Here is a 3,312-nt window from a genome sequence, read left to right as displayed (position 1 = left end):
TGAGCATACCGTTACCGCTGCCGCCCGGAGAGGCGATAAGCAAGACTTGCTTGCCGGAAAGCGCGCCGTTTGAGTTCATCATGTTTTCACAGCGGCGAAACCGGTCAAAAAAGCATTTGAGCGACTCTGCCGTCTCAGCCCAATATACCGGCGTGATAAAACAAAAGGCGTCGGCGGCACGCGCTTTTGCCTGAACTTCGTCAAAACCGTCTTTCCCGAAAGCGCACGTATGCTTTTCACGGCAGGTTCCCCAGCCGTTGCCGCACACATGACAGCGTTCCAGCTTTTCAAGGGTAATGACTTCGATTTCGGCTCCGCCGTCCGCAGCCCCGCGCTTTGCTTCCTCGATCAGCGAGTGGCAAAGCCCGTCTTTTTTCGGATTCCCCGAGAGTATTAGGTACTTCATAACGATAAATCCTCCTCATTCAAATTAAATTTTTCTTTCCGTCGGTTGAATCAAATGTTCACCTGAAAGCGCACCGCCTGCCCGCGTCGATTTGCCGTCTGCTAAAAAGCATTACGCAAATGATATGCAGCGCAAACCATACGCTATGTGCAGTTTTGCTTGTTTCTATTCATTGCCTGCAACAAAAATATATACCTTTGCTGAAAACCATAATGACAGTTTTTCTACCGGATAAAACAGACAGGCAATGGTTAGTGATAATACGCTCGATAGTACATATATTATTACTGTAATTCCAGAACTCTCTGAATAATTGGGGTGTTTTATCATCAAATAACTTGTAAAAGAACATATGATAGGAAAGTGCACAACATATAAGGGAAATGAGATTTTTCCGAGGAATCTTGAGATTTTACACGAAAAAAACGAAATGAAAATATTGATAAATAATAATCCGCCGACAACCAAGAACGCGGTAATCGACATTACAGCGGCGCTAAATCCGGTAAATCCATAGTTAGTTAATACGAGAATGAGCATATAACTTACGCTCATTACTGCTATTGCTGATATTTGCATAAGTTTGTTGTTTTTTAATTTTAATAACATATCTTTTTCGTTTATAAAGAGATATGAAATAAGCAAACCGAAACTAAACGCTGACATAACAGGAGCTATAACGAGCGATATTACCGTTGATGCCAGCCATATAATAAACGCCTTATTAGGTTTTGAAAAATGCAAAGCGAGCATAACGAGTACAATAAAATATGAGCCGATAAGTTCCCGCCGCATGGTCCAAACCGGGCTATTATAACTGGCATCGCCGGTTAAAAATACATTTGGTATTGATTTTATCATGCCTTTGACAGACGGCTCAAAACTATAAAAAGCACCTAACCACACATTTTCGGGTTTTTGAATAACCGCCGCTTCATGATTACACATAAATCCGTTGATTATAAGAAAATGAATGAATACGGTCGAGAATAATACCGGTATACCCAGCCGCGGCAGTCTCTTGATTACAAGTTTTGTTAAACAGGCAACGCTTCTCTGTTTCATATAATGTAACGAAAGCACAACGCCAGATAAAACAAAAAAAATATAGACTGCAAACGGACCGTCAAAGAAGATACGAAACGGCGTGCGTGTTATAGGTTCAAATTCATGCCCATTCACCGCCCAACAAATATGCGCTAACATGACGGTAAGCGCTGCCCACCCGCGCATTCCGTCAAAAAAGGCAAGCCGTAACCCGGCGTTTTGTGTTTTAGTATACACAAAATATCTCCTTGCCTATTTATTATTCTCTTATTTAAAACAGTGTCAATTACTATCTTACAACACCGGAAAGAAAAATTACTCATATTGCTCATGGTTTCCGCCGTTTTGCTCCCCAATCAACGTGCCTCCGTAACAAGTCGCGGGCAACGAATCGTCTTTATATGAAACTCCCCTCGCCTAAAACCCTTAAATTGTAATAGAAGTGAAAGTTCCGGTCAAACCAAAAATCCCGCAAAAAAGCCGCCCGGCACACCCCGGACAGCACCGCAACCCTTTGCCTCACGGAATAATCGTTGAAAACACCGTTCCCCAGGGACCCGCCTGCCCTTTCGCGTTCTCCAGCCGTATGCAAAAGCTGACGGTCTTGCCGCGGTCTGATTCGGCAAAGTCGAAAACCTCGCGTTTCCTGCGGGTAAAGCGGGAAAAGGGCAGTTCCTCGCCGCCCGAAGGGGCTTTCATCAGCTCCCGTTTCGGTCCCGTGGCGGCTTCGACGCTCGCGCCTCCCTGCGGCAGTATGCCCCAGTACACGCGGAAGCCATAATCGCTGGCTTTTGCGTCGGGGAGTATGTCGCCGATGATTTCAATATCCAGTTCCAGCAGGTGGTCCCCCAGCGGACGGTGTTTCGCCGTTGCTTGGTTTCCGGGCGGCGGGACGGGGCTGTAAGCAGTGTCCAACTGGGGCAGTCCAAAGTCGTCGCGGTCGGCGGCGGAAAGGGCGGGGTTGCCCTTCAAAAACTGTCCGTAGAAGGCGCGGACGGCTTTTTTCAGTACAAACATAGCGGTATTCTTGGCGGTGGTGGTGCTTTTTCCGCGGTCGGGCTTCTGGTATTCCGCCCACGCGTCGAGAAAGTCTCCCAGCTTTGCCTTGAGCGCGGCTAGGTAGTGTGGACTGGATAGGGGAAAAGAGGTAAAATAGAAGCATGAAAAGAAATGAAGGCATTCACCGGCACGATATAAGCGACGAGGCGTGGGAACGGATAAAAGAACTGCTGCCCGGACAGGCAGGGAAACGCGGGGGAGTGGCGAAAGATAACCGCCTGTTTATCAACGCGGTAGCGTGGCAGACGCGCACGGGCGCTCCGTGGAGGGATATACCGCCGGAATTCGGGAATTGGAACAGCATACACAAGCGGTTTTGTCGCTGGCGGGATAAGGGAATATGGAGAACGCTGGCGGACGCCGCAATAGGCGAGCCTGCCGGGGATATCTTTATGATAGATTCGACGTATATCAAGGCACACGCGGACGCATGCGGGGCACAAGGCGGCAGTCAGGACATTAGTCGCACAAAAGGGGGCTGAACAGCAAATTGCACTTGGTAGTCGACGAGTACGGGATGCCGGCAGGCGGCATTGTGACAAGCGGTACTGTCGCGGACTGTAGCCAGGCGCCTCTCCTTATGGAGGATTTGGAGGCGGAAGCGTTCCTTGCGGACAAAGCGTATGACACGAACGAACTGCTCGATATGCTTAAGGAAGCGGATATAACAGCCGTCATCCCTCCGGTTAAAAGCCGGAAAGAGCAAAGAGCGTACAGTCATGAACTGTATCGGGCGCGGCACGTCATTGAAAACGTCTTCCGCGCCCTCAAACGCTGGCGCGGAATCGCTACGCGCTACG

At 48.6% G+C, this 3,312-nt stretch carries 5 protein-coding genes; 2 read left to right on the top strand and 3 right to left on the bottom strand.

Annotated elements, in window-relative coordinates; all coding sequences use genetic code 11:
- From AWU74_RS04975 to AWU74_RS04965, 3 genes are all read right to left on the bottom strand, one after another.
- Positions 1–406: flavodoxin family protein (locus tag AWU74_RS04975; protein ID WP_062328239.1), on the bottom strand; the 406-nt coding region annotated here is incomplete at its 3' end.
- Positions 407–571: 165 nt separating this feature from the next.
- Positions 572–1,690: an acyltransferase family protein gene (locus AWU74_RS04970; protein ID WP_062328236.1), complete on the bottom strand. Its 1,119-nt coding sequence runs from the start codon at positions 1,688–1,690 to the stop codon at positions 572–574.
- Between the two features lie 282 nt (positions 1,691–1,972).
- The gene (locus tag AWU74_RS04965) at positions 1,973–2,470 is read right to left on the bottom strand and encodes a hypothetical protein (RefSeq protein WP_062328233.1); all 498 of its coding nucleotides are present in this window, start codon (positions 2,468–2,470) and stop codon (positions 1,973–1,975) included.
- 143 nt (positions 2,471–2,613) lie between these two features.
- Here AWU74_RS04965 and AWU74_RS04960 point away from each other — a divergent pair, with 143 nt between their 5' ends.
- Positions 2,614–2,994: an IS5 family transposase gene (locus AWU74_RS04960; RefSeq protein ID WP_062376802.1), complete on the top strand. Its 381-nt coding sequence runs from the start codon at positions 2,614–2,616 to the stop codon at positions 2,992–2,994.
- Between the two features lie 14 nt (positions 2,995–3,008).
- A partial coding sequence (locus AWU74_RS04955; RefSeq protein WP_162504843.1) for a transposase occupies positions 3,009–3,312 on the top strand: 304 nt, incomplete at its 3' end.

This window comes from Treponema endosymbiont of Eucomonympha sp., from assembly GCF_001028545.1.
Note: the sequence above shows the minus strand (reverse complement) of the source record. Positions and strands in the feature narration are given on the sequence as shown.